At 75.1% G+C, this 14,477-nt stretch carries 13 protein-coding genes and 1 pseudogene; 10 read left to right on the forward strand and 4 right to left on the reverse strand.

What is annotated here, in order from left to right:
• Positions 1-6 precede the first annotated feature (6 nt).
• Positions 7-171, reverse strand: a pseudogene (locus tag KMZ30_RS02565) (DUF255 domain-containing protein); the annotation flags it as partial.
• A gap of 109 nt (positions 172-280) precedes the next feature.
• On the opposite strand from KMZ30_RS02565, the gene KMZ30_RS02570 reads away from it, so the two are divergent.
• Positions 281-697, forward strand: coding sequence for a pyridoxamine 5'-phosphate oxidase family protein (locus tag KMZ30_RS02570; protein WP_215511285.1), 417 nt, complete (start codon positions 281-283; stop codon positions 695-697).
• On the opposite strand, the gene KMZ30_RS02575 is transcribed toward KMZ30_RS02570, so the two are convergent.
• Positions 613-3,255 (reverse strand): non-ribosomal peptide synthetase, encoded by a 2,643-nt coding sequence (locus KMZ30_RS02575; RefSeq protein ID WP_215511286.1) that lies wholly within the window; start codon positions 3,253-3,255, stop codon positions 613-615. The two genes, KMZ30_RS02570 and KMZ30_RS02575, sit on opposite strands and share 85 nt — an antisense overlap.
• A gap of 149 nt (positions 3,256-3,404) precedes the next feature.
• Between KMZ30_RS02575 and KMZ30_RS02580 the strand changes: the two genes are divergently transcribed.
• The 5 genes from KMZ30_RS02580 to KMZ30_RS02600 all read left to right on the forward strand — a co-directional run bounded on the left by KMZ30_RS02580 (position 3,405) and on the right by KMZ30_RS02600 (position 10,050).
• Positions 3,405-4,436 carry an extracellular solute-binding protein gene (locus tag KMZ30_RS02580; RefSeq protein ID WP_215511287.1) on the forward strand — a complete coding sequence of 344 codons (1,032 nt, stop codon included), beginning with the start codon at positions 3,405-3,407 and terminating at the stop codon, positions 4,434-4,436.
• On the forward strand, positions 4,437-6,032 hold the full coding sequence (locus KMZ30_RS02585) for an ABC transporter permease (RefSeq protein WP_215511288.1): 1,596 nt from the start codon (positions 4,437-4,439) through the stop codon (positions 6,030-6,032).
• A complete protein-coding gene (locus tag KMZ30_RS02590) occupies positions 6,029-7,090 on the forward strand; it encodes an ABC transporter ATP-binding protein (RefSeq protein WP_215511289.1) in 1,062 nt (353 codons plus the stop codon). Before KMZ30_RS02585 ends, KMZ30_RS02590 begins: the two co-directional genes overlap by 4 nt.
• A 127-nt stretch (positions 7,091-7,217) precedes the next feature.
• Positions 7,218-9,563, forward strand: a complete 2,346-nt coding sequence (locus tag KMZ30_RS02595) for a molybdopterin cofactor-binding domain-containing protein (RefSeq protein WP_215511290.1) — start codon at positions 7,218-7,220, stop codon at positions 9,561-9,563.
• A 10-nt stretch (positions 9,564-9,573) separates the two neighbouring features.
• Positions 9,574-10,050 carry a (2Fe-2S)-binding protein gene (locus KMZ30_RS02600; RefSeq protein WP_030528034.1) on the forward strand — a complete coding sequence of 159 codons (477 nt, stop codon included), beginning with the start codon at positions 9,574-9,576 and terminating at the stop codon, positions 10,048-10,050.
• Positions 10,051-10,099: 49 nt separating this feature from the next.
• Here KMZ30_RS02600 and KMZ30_RS02605 read toward each other — a convergent pair whose 3' ends face one another.
• Both KMZ30_RS02605 and KMZ30_RS02610 read right to left on the reverse strand, forming a co-directional pair.
• Positions 10,100-10,993, reverse strand: coding sequence for an aminoglycoside phosphotransferase family protein (locus tag KMZ30_RS02605; RefSeq protein ID WP_215511291.1), 894 nt, complete (start codon positions 10,991-10,993; stop codon positions 10,100-10,102).
• A complete protein-coding gene (locus tag KMZ30_RS02610; RefSeq protein ID WP_215511292.1) occupies positions 10,990-11,928 on the reverse strand; it encodes a ferritin family protein in 939 nt (312 codons plus the stop codon). Before KMZ30_RS02610 ends, KMZ30_RS02605 begins: the two co-directional genes overlap by 4 nt.
• A 102-nt stretch (positions 11,929-12,030) precedes the next feature.
• Here KMZ30_RS02610 and rimP point away from each other — a divergent pair, with 102 nt between their 5' ends.
• The 4 genes from rimP to KMZ30_RS02630 all read left to right on the forward strand — a co-directional run.
• A complete protein-coding gene (gene rimP / locus KMZ30_RS02615) occupies positions 12,031-12,552 on the forward strand; it encodes a ribosome maturation factor RimP (RefSeq protein WP_215511293.1) in 522 nt (173 codons plus the stop codon).
• A 3-nt stretch (positions 12,553-12,555) separates the two neighbouring features.
• Positions 12,556-13,620: a transcription termination factor NusA gene (gene nusA / locus KMZ30_RS02620; protein WP_030528038.1), complete on the forward strand. Its 1,065-nt coding sequence runs from the start codon at positions 12,556-12,558 to the stop codon at positions 13,618-13,620.
• Between the two features lie 104 nt (positions 13,621-13,724).
• Complete coding sequence (locus KMZ30_RS02625; protein ID WP_242525806.1) at positions 13,725-13,931, forward strand: YlxR family protein; 207 nt, start codon at positions 13,725-13,727, stop codon at positions 13,929-13,931.
• A 145-nt stretch (positions 13,932-14,076) separates the two neighbouring features.
• Positions 14,077-14,477: translation initiation factor IF-2 N-terminal domain-containing protein (locus KMZ30_RS02630; RefSeq protein ID WP_372449516.1), on the forward strand; the 401-nt coding region annotated here is incomplete at its 3' end.

The raw sequence follows: 14,477 nt of genomic DNA on the forward strand, positions 1-14,477 counted from the left end.
TCTTGCCACTTGGCACCAGTGGCACGCGGCGTACCCGACCGACAGCAGCACGGGCACGTCCCGACGACGCGCCTCGGCGAAGGCCTCGTCGCCCCACTCCCACCAGTCGACGGGGTTGTCGGCGTGCTGCAGGAGGTAGGGGGAGAGGGATGCCGCGAGCCGGTTCGCCATCACCCCACCGTACGGGCGGTGAACCGGCCGGGCGCCGGGGCACCTGCGGTGCGTTCGTGCAGGCATGCTGGAGGCGACCGCCGCCGGCTGCCGATCGAGGAGACCCACCGTGCCCAAGGCCCCGATGCCCCCACACGTCGCCGAGCTCTTCCGCCGGCCCAACCCGGCCGTCGTCGCGGTCCTGCGGCCGGACGGCTCCCCGATGTCCGTCGCCACCTGGTACCTCCTCGAGGACGACGGCACGGTCCTGCTGAACATGGACGCCGAGCGGGCGCGCGTGGCGTGGATGCGCGAGCGGCCCGAGGTCGCGCTCACCGCCCTCGAGGAGGGCAGCTGGTACACCCACGTGAGCGTCCGGGGCCGCATCGTGCGGTGGGAGGAGGACCCGGAGCGGGCGATGGCGGACATCGACCGGCTCTCGAACCTCTACGGCGGCCAGGACTACCGGGTGCGCGACCGCCGGCGGATCAGCTGCTGGGTCGAGGTCAGCCACTGGCACGGCTGGGGCGAGGCCAAGGCCGACTGAGGTCCCCGCGCCCGGACGAGGGCGGTGAGGCGGGACCAGCCGCGCGTCACGGGGCCGGTCCACAGCCACCAGTAGGCGAGGCCCGCGGCCGTGCCGAGGACGAGCCCGAGGGCGGGCCCGTGCTCGGGCAGCCCCCAGGTCCACTGGAGCACCTGCCAGTGGGCCACGTAGACGAACAGCGACGCCGAGGCGAGCACCCGCGCGACGGGGACCACCGGCCCGGGCAGGCGAACCGTCGGGACCCAGAGCAGTGCGAGCACGCAGGCGAGGGTCAGCCCGTCACGGGACGGGTTGCCCGAGAACGTCATCACCATCGCGGCGGACAGCGCGGTGAGGGCCAGCCGCTGCCCGGTGGACGTGGCCCGGGCCAGGGCCCAGCCGAGCAGGACCAGGTGGAGCACGACGAGCGCGGCGCCCTGCATCCGCGGCGTGGGGAGGTCGAGCACCGGGAGGCGGAAGGCGACGAAGGCCGCGACCGACAGGCCGACCGGGAACAGCAGCGGGTGGCGCCGGTCGAGGGCCGTGACGCCGGGGAGGCGCACGAGCAGCCCGAGGCCGACGAGCGCGACGAGGAGGGCCTCGACGAACCAGAAGCGCCACGGCGGCCCGAGGTGCTCGGCGCCGAGCGCCCAGTTCATGAGCACGAGGTTGCGCGGGGCGTAGAGGCCGAGGAGGAAGTGCGCCGCCCAGACGACGACGAGCGTCGGGAGGGCCAACCGCAGCGCGGCGCCGAGCAGCCCCCGGCTGCGCTCGCCCGGGTCGGGGCTCGCGAGCTGGAAGCGCGCCAGCTGGAAGCCGGCGACGACGAGGAGGGCGTTGGCGCTGCCCTGCAGCGTGAACAGGTGCGTGTGCGTGCCGACGACGAGGACGATGGCGAGGGCCCGCAGGGCCACGCTCGTCTCGACGGTGCGCCAGCGGGGGAGGCGGAGCCCCGACGCACGAACCGGGCTGCGGCGTACGGCGTCCAGCTGCGCGACGGTCATCAGGTGCCAGCCGCGGGGGAGGTGGCCGAGCAGCTCCTCCAGCCGCACCGAGACCTCGACGAAGGACAGCGAGTCGCCGCCGAGCGACGCGAACGTGCTGTCGGGCGCCGCGGGTCGGTGCAGCAGGGTGGAGTACAGCGCCGCCACCCCGGCGTCGGTCTCGACGGTCGCGGCCCCGGCGTCGACCTCGGCGGGCGCGGCCTGCGCGAGGACGGCGCGGTGGTCCGGCTTGCCCGAGGGCAGCAGCGGGTGCTCGTCGACGGCGACGACGCGCACCGCGTCGGCCGGCACCCCCGAGGCGCGGACCGCGGCCCGGCGGACCCGCTCCCGGGCCGGCGCGGACGACGCCCCGCGGACGGACACCGCGAGCAGCCCGTCGCGCCCGGCGACGCGCACGTCGTGGCCGTCGGCGCGCAGCGCACCCTCCACGGTGTCGAGGGCGACCCGGTGGCCGAGCACCTTGACGAAGCGTGCCCGCCGCCCGGTGACGCGCAGGAGGCCCTCGGGCGTCACCTCGCCGAGGTCGCCGGTGTGCAGCTCGTCGACCGTGCGGCCGAGCGCCAGGTCCGCGGGGCGCTCGGCGTACCCGAGCATCACGTTGGGGCCGGCGTAGACGATCTCGCCGTCGTCGATGCGCACCGACCCACCGGGCACCGGGGTGCCGACGCAGTCGGGGTGGTCCTCGACGAGATCGGCTGCGAGACAGGCCATCCGAGCGGTCGCCTCGCACTGGCCGTACATGACGACGAGCTCGTGGCCGCGCTCGCGGCCGAGCCGGGCCACGCGGCGGACGCGCTCGGGGTCCATCCGGCCGCCCGCCTGCGTCAGCTGCCGCAGCGTCGGGAGCGAACGCTCGGCGAAGCCGCTCCGCTCGAGCAGCTCGAACGTGTGGGGGACACCCGGGATGGTGGTGACGCCGGCCGCGCGCGCCTGCTCCCAGAAGCAGTCGTCGACGACCGAGCGGTCCGTGAGGAGGACGGACGCGCCGGCATCGAGGTGCGACAGGAGGACCGACAGGCCGTAGCAGTAGCTGAGCGGCAGGGTGAGGGCCGCGACGTCGTCGGGGCGGACCCCGAGGGCCGCCCGCACCTGCGCCGTGTTGGCCAGCAGGTTGCGCTGCGAGAGCCGGACGAGCTTGGGCGAACCGGTGGACCCGCTCGTGCTCATGAGCAGCGCGAGCTCGGGGTGCAGGTCGTGCGCACTCGTCGTCCGGAGCACGTCGACGCCCTCGGCGGCGAGGACGGCGTCGGGGTCGTAGGCCTCGGCCAGCGACCGCGCGGGGCGCCCGGGGGCCGAGAGCAGGACGACGTGCCCGGCGGCCCGCGCCGCCACGAGCTGGACGACCGTCGCCACCGTCGCGCTCGCCCGGACGTGGACGAGGGAGCGCCCCGAGGGCAGCAGCCCGACGACGTCGGCGGCGCGCGCCGCGAGGTCGGCGTACGACACCGGCCCGTCGGCCGTGTGCAGCGCGGTCCGCCCGCCGAGGGCCGCGAGCCGCGTCAGGCTGACGCCGTCGGGCGCGAGCGTCGGCGACGGCGCGCCGGGCAGCGGGGCGGTGGCGAGCAGGGTGGGCACGGCGGACAGTCAATAAGGTTAGGCACACCTAACGCAAGACGAGCGGTGTGATCCGTCTCGCGCCCCGGGCCGGTCGTGGGCACGCCTCGCGCTCCGTTACGCTGGTCCGAGTTAGGCAAGCCTTCCCTACACAGACGGAGGATGACTCGGTGAGACGCCGGACCCTGTCCGCCACGGCCGCCGCGCTCGTCGCGCTGCTCGGCCTCGCCGCCTGCGGTGAGAGCACCCTCGAGGCCGGCGACGACCTCGACTCCTCGAAGCTGACGATCTACAGCGCGCAGCACAAGAACCTCACCGAGGAGTGGGGCAAGGAGTTCCAGGAGAAGACCGGCATCGAGGTGCAGGTCCGCTACGGCAACGACTCCTCGATGGGCTCGCAGATCGTCCAGGAGGGCGCCAGCTCCCCGGCCGACGTCTTCCTCACCGAGAACTCCCCGGCGATGACGACCGTCGAGCGCGCCGGCCTCCTGGCGCCGGTCGACGCCTCGACGCTGGCGCAGGTCGGCCCGGACTACGCCCCGTCGTCGAAGGACTGGGTCGGCATCGCGGCCCGCTCGACCGTGCTCGTCTACAACCCCTCGAAGATCTCCGAGCAGGACCTGCCGTCCTCGCTCATGGACCTCGCCGACCCGAAGTACGCCGGCCAGTGGGGCGCCGCGGCCGGGGGCGCCGACTTCCAGGCCATCGTCTCTGCGGTCCTCGCGACACAGGGCGAGGAGAAGACCGCCGCGTGGCTCGACGCGCTCAAGAAGAACGCGAAGGTCTACCAGAACAACATCGCGACGATGAAGGCCGTCAACGCCGGCCAGTCGGCGATGGGCGTGATCTACCACTACTACTGGTACCGCGACCAGGCGCTCAACAAGTCGGGCAGCGGCAATACGAAGCTGCACTACTTCAAGAACGAGGACCCGGGCGCGTTCGTCAGCCTCTCCGGCGGCGCCGTCCTTAAGAGCAGCACGAAGCAGGCCGACGCGCAGAAGTTCCTCGCCTTCGTCACCTCGCAGGAGGGACAGCAGGCGCTCGGCACCACGGCCTCCAAGGAGTACGCGGTCGGCCGTGACGCCGCCTCCGACCCCGCCCTGCCGCCGCTCGACACCCTCGAGGCCCCGCAGATCGACCCCTTCACCCTCAACGGCCCCGAGGTCATCTCGCTCATGACGAAGGCCGGTCTGCTCTAGGTGTCGACCACCGCGCCCGTCACGACGCCGACCCCCACGCCGGGGTCGGCGTCGACGGCGTCCCCGCGGCGTCGTCGGCCGGGTGCCGGCAGCCCCGGACTGCGCCTCGGCGCGGCCCTCGTCGCGCTGGTGTGCCTCCTGCCGCTGGCCGTCGTCGCGCTCAAGGCCTTCGAGGCCGGGCCGTCCGAGGTCGCCGCGCTCCTGTTCCGCCCGCGCGTCGGCGAGCTGATGCGCAACACGCTCGCGCTCGTCGCCCTGACCGGCACGCTCGCCACCGTCCTCGGCGTCGGGGCCGCCTGGCTCGTCGAGCGCACGAGCCTGCCGCTCGCCGGCCTGTGGCGCGTGCTGTTCGTCGCGCCGCTGGCCATCCCGGCATTCGTCAACAGCTTCGCGTGGTCGACCGTGCTGCCGGGCCTCGAGGGGCTCGGGGGAGCGGTGCTCGTGACGACGCTGTCGTACTTCCCGTTCGTCTTCCTCCCGGTGGCCGCGATGCTGCGCTCGGCCGACCCCGGGCTCGAGGAGGCCGCGCGTGCCCTCGGGCTCGGCCCGTGGCGCACGGCCGCGAAGGTCGGTCTCGCGCAGGTCCGCCCGGCGCTGCTCGGTGGCGTCCTGCTCGTCGCGCTGCACCTGCTGTCGGAGTTCGGCGCGCTCGAGATGCTCCGCTTCCCGACTTTCACGACGGCGATCCTCGACCAGTTCGACGTGGCCTTCGACAGCCGCTCCGGCAGCGTCCTCGCCCTCGTCCTCGTCGGCCTCGCCGTCGCCCTGCTCACCGTCGAGCTGCTCGCCCGCGGTCGCACCCGGTACGTCCGGGTCGGCTCGGGCGCGGCCCGCCGCCCGGCCCGGGCGCGGCTCGGCCGGGCGACGCCTCTCGCGCTGCTCGCCGTCACCGCGCTCGCCGTGCTCGCCGTCGGCGTGCCCGCCTGGGTCACGGGCACGTGGCTCACCCGCCCGGAGGAGGCGCTGGAGCCGACGGTGCTCTGGCCCGCCCTGTGGTCGACCGTCCGGCTGGCGCTCGTCGCGGCCCTGGTCACCACGCTCGCCACGCTGCCCGCCGCGTGGCTGCTCGCCCGCCGGCGCACGTGGTTCGGCGTGCTCGTCGAGCGGGTGAGCTACCTCGCCTCGTCGGTGCCCGGCGTCGTCGTGGCCCTCGCGCTCATCACGCTCTCGATCACGTGGGCCCGCTCGCTCTACCAGACCTCGGCGGTGCTCGTCCTCGCCTACGTCGTGCTCTTCATCCCGCGCGCGATGGTGTCGACGCGGGCCGCCGTCGCCGCGGTGCCGCCGGAGCTCTCCGACGCCGCGCGCTCGCTCGGCGACGGACCGCTGCGGACGTTCGTGCGGGTGCAGCTGCCGCTCATGCTGCGCGGCACGCTCGCCGGCTCGGCCCTGGTCGCCATCGCCGTCTCGACCGAGCTGACCGCGACCCTCCTGCTCGCCCCGACCGGCACCCGGACGCTGTCGACGGCGTTCTGGGAGGCGAGCGCCTCCCTCGACTACGCGGCCGCCGCGCCGTACGCTGCCGCGTTGGTCCTCCTGTCCGCACCCCTGACCTGGCTGCTGCTGCGCAGCGGCCCCGAGGAGCACACCCCGTGACCGCCCTGCGCCTCACCGGCATCACCGCGTCGCACCCTCGCACGCCCGTGCTGCACGGCATCGACCTCACCGTCGCCTCGGGGACGACGACCGCGGTGCTCGGCCCGTCGGGCTGCGGCAAGACGACGCTGCTGCGGGTCGTCGCCGGCTTCATGCGCCCCGACGCGGGCGAGGTCCGCATCGGCGACGAGCTCGTGGCCGGCCCCGGCACGTGGGTGCCCCCGGAGAAGCGCGGCTTCGGGTACGTGGCCCAGGAGGGCAACCTCTTCCCGCACCTCGACGTCGCGGCCAACCTGTCCTACGGCCTGCCCCGACGGGAGCGTCGCGCGCGCGAGCGCGTCGCCGAGCTGCTCGAGCTCGTCGGGCTGCCCGCAGAGACCGCCTCCCGCCGCCCCGACCAGCTCTCGGGCGGTCAGCAGCAGCGGGTGGCGCTCGCCCGCGCGCTGGCCCGGCGCCCCCGCGTCGTCCTCCTCGACGAGCCGTTCTCCGCACTCGACCCCGAGCTGCGCGCCACGACCCGCGAGGCCGTCGCCGACGCGCTGGCGCACGAGGGCGCGACCGTCGTCCTCGTCACGCACGACCAGGCCGAGGCGCTCTCGTTCGCCGACGAGGTCGCCGTCATGCACGAGGGCCGGCTCAGCCAGGTCGGCGCCCCCTCGCTCGTCTACTCGTCGCCGGCCGACCGCCGCTCCGCGCTCTCGCTCGGCGAGGCCTGCTTCCTCCCCGGCGTGCTCGAGGCCGGGGTCGTCCACTGCGCGCTCGGCGACCTCCCGGCCGACCGCCGCGCCGCCGCGGGCCCGGTCGAGGTGATGATCCGCCCGGAGCAGCTGCGCCTGGCCGACGCCCGGACCGGTGCCGTGGCGCCGACGGGGGAGGTGCGCCACGTCGCCTACTTCGGTCACGACGCGCTCGTCGAGGTGCACCTCGACACCGCCGACGTCCTCGTCCGCGCGCGCACCTCGCACACCCCGCCGCCCCCGGTGGGCTCGCGGGTCGAGGTGACGGTCGACGGCCGGCCGCACCTCCTCGCGGCCGGCAGCACGCCCGGCATCGGCTGACCGGACCTGCTCCGACACCGGACCCATCCGGTCCGGGGGTCGGCTCCGAACGTTCGGTACCCGCGCCGCCCGATCCCCCTGCGGGCACGACGACGTGTCCGGTCGGTGGGTGCAGGAAGGACCGTCGATGACGACCGCCCCGACCTCCCGGACGCCCGAGACCCCCGCCCCGGAGCCACCGGACCGCCCCGGCGTCAGCCGCCGACGCCTCATCGGCTGGGTCCTCGCGAGCGGCACCCTGGCCGTCGCGGCCGACCTGTCCACGGGTGCGCCGAGCGCGTCCGCCGCGGTGCCGAGCCCCCCGCAGGTGCCGGAGATCTTCGACCTCGGTGACCTGCAGACCAACTCGGCGCTGCCCACGTCGCAGCTCATCCGCATCGACCTCGACGAGGACGGCGTCGCCCACTTCGCGATCCCACGGATGGAGGTCGGCCAGGGCATCACGACGGCCGCGGCGATGATCATCGCCGAGGAGCTCGACCTGCCCGTCGACCGCGTGCGCGTCACCCTCGCGCCGGCGCGACCCGAGCTCGTCTTCAACCAGCTGACCGGCGGCTCCAACACGATGCAGTCGATGTTCACGCCGATCCGCGTCGCCGCCGCGACCGCCCGCGGCGCCCTCCTGCGGGCCGCTGCCACCGAGCTCGGCGCGCAGCTCTCGGCCCTCACGACGAAGGCCGGCGTCGTCACCGGACCGACCGGCGCCACGCTCACCTACGGGCAGCTGTCGACGCTCGCCGCGAGCACGGAGGACGTCGCGGTCGAGGTCTCGCTGACCCCCCGGCGCGAGTTCTCGGTCATCGGCACCTCGCACGGCCGCGACGACGCCGTCGCCGCCGTGACCGGCCGCAAGCAGTTCACGATGGACCTCGTCGTCGAGGACGCGCTGCCGACGATGGTGTGCCGCCCGCCGACGCTCAACGGCTCGCCGCGTGCGGTCCGCAACCTCGCCACGGTGAAGGCGATGCCGGGCGTCACGGACGTCGTCACCGTCGACACCGGTGTGGCCGTCCGGGCCGCGACGTTCGGGCAGTGCATCGATGCCGTCCGCGCGCTCGACGTGCAGTGGAACGGTGGGCCGGTCGACGGCGAGGACGACGAGTCCATCCTCGCCGAGCTGCGCCGGGCCGAGCTGCCGATGCTCGTCCCGAAGGTGCCGGTGCTCGCGAGCACCCTGGACCTGCGGTTCGAGTTCATGTTCCGCAGCAGCGCTGCCCTGGAGCCGAACTGCGCCATCGCCGACGTCCGCACGGACCGCGCCACGGTGTGGGCCGGCCTCAAGGCGCCGCTCGTGGCGCAGCGCAACGTGGCCCGGGCGGTCGGGCTGCCGATCTCGAAGGTCACCGTCAACGTCGTCACCGGCGGAGGGTCGTTCGGGCACAAGCTGTTCGGTGACGCCGCCATCGAGGCAGCCAAGATCTCCAAGGCAATGGGCAAGCCGGTCAAGCTCATGTGGCACCGCGCCGACGAGCCGCGCCAGGGGCGCACGCACCCGATGGCGACCTCGCGGGTGCGGGCGACGATGCTGGCCGGCCAGGTCCTCACCTTCGAGCAGCGGCACACGAGCGTCGTCACCGACTTCGGCCACGGGCTGGGGGAGCGGCTCACCGCCCTCGCGGCCGAGCTGCCGGCCAACCTCGGCGGGCTCAGCCTCTCGCAGTCGATCTTCACGCTGACCCAGGAGCTGCCCTACGACTTCGGTGTCGTCACGCAGCTGCTCAACGAGGTCGACACCCGGTTCAACACCGGCAGCATGCGCAACATCTACAGCCCGGACGTCGCGACCGCCAACGAGCTGGCCGTCGACCAGATCGCCAATCGCTTCGGCAAGGACCCCTACTCCTTCCGGATGTCGTTCCTGCGCAACGCGAAGGCCAAGCGCTGTCTTCAGGCGGTCGCGAAGGCCGGCGGGTGGGGTCGCGCGCTGCCCAAGGGTGTGACCCAGGGCATCGCCGTCCACACCGAGTACAAGGGCGCCACCGCGGTGCTCGTCGAGCTCGACACGCGGCCCGAGACCGTCAACCGGAAGATCCGTGAGGCCGTCACCGGCCCGCGCGTCACCAAGGCGGTCATCGCGGTGGACGCCGGGCTCGTCGTCAACCCGCGCGGCCTCGAGGCGCAGATGATGGGCGGCGTCGCCGACGGCATCGCCCTCGCTCTCACGAGCAGCAACCACCTGCAGGACGGCCGCTTCCTCGAGGCGAGCTGGGACAACTACTTCTACACGCGGCAGTGGAACGTCCCGCCCGAGTTCCGGTGCATCGTCATGCCCTCCGACGAGGAGCTGCCCGGCGGGGCCGGCGAGGCGGGCGTCGCGGCCTCGGTGGCCGCGGTCGCGTGCGCCTACGCCCGGGCGACCGGCAGGGTCCCGACCCGCTTCCCCGTCAACCACGGGACGGTCTCCTTCACCCCGAAGAGCTTCGTCCCGCCCGTGCCCGAGTCGCCCACCGACGGCCTGTCGTACACCTCCTGAGGAGCCAGCCATGCCCCAGCACACCTTCCTCGTCAACGGCGAGCGGGTCACGGTCGACGTGGCCGACGACGTCCGCCTCCTCTGGGTCCTCCGGGACGTCCTGCGCCTCACCGGGCCCAAGTACGGGTGCGGCATCAACGTCTGCAAGGCGTGCACCTCGCACGTCAACGGCAAGGCGTTCAACCCCTGCTCGGTCCGGGTCGGCGACCTCGCGCCCGACGACGAGGTGACGACCATCGAGGGTCTCGCCGACACCGTCGACGCCGACCTGCACCCGATGCAGCAGGCGTGGGTCGACCACGACGTCGCGCAGTGTGGCTACTGCCAGCCCGGCCAGATCATGGCCGCGGTGGCGCTCGTGCGCCGCGTCCGGGCCGAGGGCCGCGCCATCACCGACGCCGACCTCGACGGCATCCGCAACATCTGCCGCTGCGGCACGTACACCCGCATCCGGGAGGCGATCCGGGACGGCGCCGAGCGCATGTGACGACCCGCCGCGGGTCGTGCCGTCACCGAGGGGGCGGCGCGACCCGCGGTCACTCGTCGAGCGCCTTGTGCAGGGCGATGCACGCCGTGACGGCCTCGTCGCCCTCGAGCGCGCTCGCCCAGCTCACCTCCACCCCGGCGCGCAGCAGCGTCCAGGCGCGGGCCTCGTCGGGGTCGACGCCCGCGGCCTCGGCCACGACCTCGAGCCGCCGGCGCACCGACCAGCGGAAGGCCGAGCCGGTGCCCATCTCCTGGAACCGGTTGCGCAGCACCGGCCAGAGGTCGAAGCCGGGGTGCCCCGCGACCGGCTTGGGGTCGATGGCCGTCCAGCCCTCCTGCGGGTGCAGCAGGACGTTCTCGTAGTGCAGGTCGGTGTGCAGGAGGAGCTCCGGCGCCCCGGGCAGGAGGTCGCGCGCGAGCCCGAGCGTGCGCGTGACGAGGCGCCGCGGGACGGCGGGTCGTGAGGCCATCCGCTCCAGGTGCGGCTCGAGGTAGGGGGCGATGCGCGGGACCTGCGGCGGGGCCGGCACGTGGAGGCGCCGCAGCAGCCCGCCGACGACCGCGCAGGCCTCCTCGTCCCAGGCGTCCGTCAGGTCGGTGCGCTCGAGCCGGTCGAGGAGCAGCAGGCCGTCGGACGGCAGGGCTGCGACGAGGCGCACCGCGCCCTCCCCGCCCCACGTGCGCAGGGCGAGGTGCTCGTGCGCGCCCTCGGGGTGCGGCCAGCCGACCTTGAGCGCGAGGCGCTCGGTGCCGCGGCGGACGGGCAGGACGAGGGCCGTCCACCCGGTGCCCGCCGGTCCGTCGTCGACGACGAGGTCCCACCGCTCCAGTGCCTGCGCGACGAGCCGGGGGACGGTCGCCAGCCAGTCCTCCCCGGTCGGGCCGCCGTCCGCCGGGTAGGTGGCAACCCGGGCCGCCCACTCCGGAGGCAGCTCGACGCTCACGTGAGCCCCGGGAACGGCACCAGCGCCCCGCCCCACCGGTGCACCTCGACCTCGACGGCACCGAGCCAGCGGGCCGCGGCCGCGAGACCGGTCCCCGCGTCGGACGCGAGCAGCCCGGGCAGGGCCGCGCCGAGCGACGCGCGCACGTCGGTCGTGGCCCGCGCGACGAGCCGGTCGACGTCGGCCCCGGTCCGGACGGTGAAGGGCAGCGGGAACCCGAGGGCCGGCGGGGGCTGCCCCGGGCGCGCGGCGTCGTCGCGCAGGGTGCGCAGCACGCCCAGGGTGACGACGGCCCGCTCGCGCCGGGTGCCGCCGGAGCGGGCCGCCGCCACCTCGAGCAGGTAGCAGGCGCGCCGGAGGGCGGCCACCGCGTCCGTGGGGCCGGTTCCCGCCGGCGGGTCGCCCACCGGCCGGGCCGGGTCGCCGAGCAGGGCCGCCGCCGCGACGCGCTGCGCGTGCAGCGCCGCGAGGGTCGGCAGCAGCTCGGCGGGAGCCGCCGCGAACGACGACGCCGCCGCCGCGGCCGCCGACTCCCGGGCGGCGAGGTCGGAGCGCAGCCGGCGCGCGTCGTCCGTCGAGGAGGACGGGGTGGTCGAGGGCGAGGGGGAGGGGCTCGGGTCTAGGTCGACCGCGGGCACGCTGGCCCGCAGCAGCGTCGTGCGCAGCACCGTCACCTGCCGCCGGTGGGCCGTCGCGAGGGCGGCCCCGAGGTCGTCGCCGAGCGCGGACGCGTCGGCGGCGAGGGCCGCGGTGTCGCGGACCAGGGCCGTCATCAGGTCCTGGGCCGGGAGGGGGCGCCGGGTGGGCACGAGGGGGAGGCGTGGGGCGTCGTCCTCGAGGCGGACGCCGCACCCCGTGAGCGCGCCCAGGAGGACGGTCCCGGTGCCGGCGAGCAGCAGGCGCCGCCCCGGACGCCGGGGGTCGTCGGCCGGCACCGCGCCATCATGCCACGGTGCGAGCACGCGTCGCGGGGCCCTAGAGTGGTGCCCCCGGCGCGAGCCGGGACGAGAACTGCACAGGGAGAGGAGACCGGCGTCATGGCCACCGCGGACAGCGTCCGACCCGTCCTCGAGGAGGGCCTCGCCGGTGCCGGCCTCGTCCTCGAGGACGTCACCGTCACGCCGGCCGGCAAGCGCCGCGTCGTGCGCGTCCTCATCGAGCGCGACCTCGGCGACGTGGACCGCGTCACCGAGCCGACCACCCCCCTCTCCCTCGACGAGGTCGCCGACGCCACCCGCGCCGTGAGCGATGCCCTCGACGCCGGCGACGTGATGGGGGAGCAGCCCTACACCCTCGAGGTCTCCTCCGCCGGGGTCGGCCGCCCGCTCACCCTGCCGCGCCACTTCCAGCGCAACGTCGGCCGCCTCGTCAGCGTCCGGACCGCCGACGGCGAGACCACCGGACGCCTCGTGGCCGCCGACCGCGCGGGCCTCGTGCTCGAGGTCCCCGCCACCGCCAAGACCCCCGCCCGCACCGTCCCGCTGGCCTACCCCGACCTCGACCACGCCGCCGTGCAGGTCGAGTTCTCGCGCCGCGACGACGACCCGAAGGAGAGCTGACCCGTGGACATCGACCTCGCCGCCCTGCGCGCCCTGGAGCGCGAGCGCGGCATCTCGCTGGACATCATCGTCCCCGCCATCGAGCAGGCCCTGCTGCTGGCCTACCAGCGCACCGACGGGCACTACCGCTCCGCGCGCGCCGAGCTGGACCGCAAGACGGGCCACGTCGTCATCTGGGCGCGCGAGGAGCACGAGGTCCCGGCGCCCGAGGGCGAGGTCGACGAGGAGGGCAACCCCGCCCGCCCGCGCCGCGAGCTCGGCCCGGAGTTCGACGACACCCCGACCGGCTTCGGCCGCGTCGCGGCGTCGACGGCCCGCCAGGTCATCGTCCAGCGGATGCGCGACATCGAGGACGACGCGATCCTCGGCGACTTCAAGGGCCGCGAGGGCGACATCGTCGCCGGCGTCGTCCAGCAGAGCCCGAACCCCCAGCACGTGCTCGTCGACTTCGGCACCATCGAGGGCATCCTCCCGCTCGCCGAGCAGGTGCCCGGCGAGACCTACCAGCACGGCCAGCGGCTGCGCACCTTCGTCGTCTCGGTCAAGCGCGGCCCCCGCGGCCCGCAGATCGGTCTGTCGCGCACCCACCCCAACCTCGTCCGCAAGCTCTTCGCGCTCGAGGTGCCCGAGATCGCCGACGGCAGCGTCGAGATCGCGGCCCTGGCCCGTGAGGCCGGGCACCGCACGAAGATCGCCGTGCACTCGACCGTCCCCGGCCTCAACGCCAAGGGCGCGTGCATCGGCCCGATGGGCGCCCGCGTGCGCGCCGTCATGGCCGAGCTGCAGGGCGAGAAGATCGACATCGTCGACTGGAGCAAGGACCCCTCGTCCTTCATCGCCTCGGCCCTGTCGCCGGCGCGCGTGCAGTCGGTCGAGGTCGTCGACCCGACGCTGCGCGCCGCGCGCGTCGTCGTGCCCGACTACCAGCTCTCGCTGGCCATCGGCCGGGAGGGGCAGAACGCCCGTCTCGCGGCCAAGCTGACCGGCTGGCGGATCGACATCCGGCCCGACACCGACGCCGGCCGCGGGGGGTCCACGGGTGCCCGCGACACGCCCGGGCCCGCGTAGGCGGTAGACTGGTGCGAACCGACCGGACTGGACTCCGGACGTCGGGGCCCGTGCGCACGTGCATCGGGTGCCGGGGGACGGATAGCCGGTCGGCACTCCTGCGAGTGGTACTCGGGCAGGCGGAGCAGGGCCCCACGGTCCTCCCCGACCCCGGGCGCCGTCGCCCGGGACGCGGCGCCTGGCTGCACCCGAGCGTCTCGTGTCTCGACCTCGCCGTCCGTCGGAGGGCGTTCGGGCGCGCACTGCGAGCCGGTGCCGCCCCGGACACCACCGAGGTGCGGGCCTGGGTCGAGGGCCTCGAGCAGGAGTGACCGTCAGATGCACGACAGAACCGGAAGCGGGTTTGAACGCAATGAGCACCCGATGAGTCCTCAGCGATGAGCACCCCCCAGCTGTAACGACGGTCCGCGCCGCCCCGGCACGGACCTGGACAGGAGAGATGTGTCTAAAGTCCGTGTGAGCGCACTTGCGAAGGAGCGCGGGGAGACCAGCAAGGTCGTCCTCGAGCGCCTCAACGAGATGGGCGAGTACGTCAAGAGCGCCAGCTCGACGATCGAGGCGCCGGTGGTCCGGCGCTACAACGAGCGGTTCCCCGTCGAGGCCGCGGCCCCGAAGGCCGCCGCCAAGGCGCCCGCCCCCAAGGCCCCCGCCGCCCCGGCGGCTCCGGCCGCTCCCGCCGCCCCGGCGGCCCCCCAGCAGCCCGCCGCCGCGGCCCCGTCCGCGCCGGCTCCGGCCACGCCCGGACCGAAGGCCCCCGCGGCCCCGGCCACCCCGGCTCCGGCCGCCCCGGCCCCGGCGGCGCCCGCCGCCGCGGCGCCGTCCGCGCCGGCTCCGGCGACGCCCGGCCCGAAGGCCCC

This window comes from Phycicoccus mangrovi, assembly GCF_018729305.1.
Taxonomy (GTDB): domain Bacteria; phylum Actinomycetota; class Actinomycetes; order Actinomycetales; family Dermatophilaceae; genus Phycicoccus; species Phycicoccus jejuensis.